The organism is Burkholderia sp. Se-20378 (assembly GCF_017104665.1).
Taxonomy (GTDB): domain Bacteria; phylum Pseudomonadota; class Gammaproteobacteria; order Burkholderiales; family Burkholderiaceae; genus Burkholderia; species Burkholderia lata.
The window spans coordinates 1-989 of record NZ_JAAGPG010001108.1 but is presented as its reverse complement, the minus strand read 5'-3'; the positions used below and the strand labels follow the sequence as shown (position 1 = coordinate 989).

General features: G+C 71.6%; 1 protein-coding gene. It reads right to left on the bottom strand.

The annotated features are described in order from the left end of the window. Nucleotides 1–989: M48 family metalloprotease (locus G3N93_RS40435; protein ID WP_206135570.1), on the bottom strand; the 989-nt coding region annotated here is incomplete at both ends.

The window sequence follows — 989 nt, the reverse complement described above, 5'->3', positions numbered from 1 at the left end:
CGTCGAATGCGCTGCGTGCCGACGCGAGTGCCTTGCCGGCGGCGTCGTACTCGCCGAGCAACGCATCCGCGAGCGCAATGCCGTACCAGTTCGCTGCGACGTTCGGCGCGGTGCGATCGTCGATCTCGAATTGCATCCGCCGCGCTTCGGCCGCGATGTCGGTCGGCGCGCGGTTCTGCAGGACGCGCAGCCGCGCGCGCACGAACCCGTATTCGGGCGACTGGCGCGGCTGCCGGTACGGCGCGCGGCGCGCGCGATCCTCCATGTCGGCGATCCGCTCGCCGGTCAGCGGGTGCGTGCGCGCGTAGGCCGGCACACCCGCATCGCCCATCGACGCGCGGTCGAGCCGCTCGAAGAAGCCCGGCATCCCGTACGGGTCATAGCCCGCGCCCGCGAGCAGCTGGAAGCCGACGCGATCGGCCTCGCGCTCGGCCGAGCGCGAAAAGCGCAGTTGGTTGTCCACCGCATACGCCTGCCCGCCCACCGCGATCGCGCTGCCGAGGTCGCCGCTTCTCGCGAGCACGCCGGCCAGCACGCCGAGCAGCATCGTCGCGAGCGCCGTGTAGCCGGTCTTCTCGTTCGCACCGATCATCCGCGCGATGTGCCGCTGCAGCACGTGCCCCATCTCGTGGCCGACCACCGATGCGAGTTCCGACTCCGTCTGTGTCGTGACGACGAGCCCGCTGTTGATCCCGATGAAGCCGCCCGGCATCGAGAACGCGTTGATTTGCGGATCGCGCACGGGGAACAGGTCGAAGTCCGGCGTGTAGCCGCCGATGAAGCGCGCGGCCGCCGCGGCCGCGAGCCGCGCCGCCATCGCGTTCAGGTAGTCGCGCACGAGCCAGTCGTCGAGATAGTCGGGATCGCGCCGTACTTCGCGCATCACGCGCTCGCCGAGCCGGCGCTCGGCCTGTGGCGTCAGCGAACCGCCGGAACCGTCGCCCAGGTCGGGCAGCTCGAGCGTGCGAAGCGGCGCGCGCAGGCTCGCG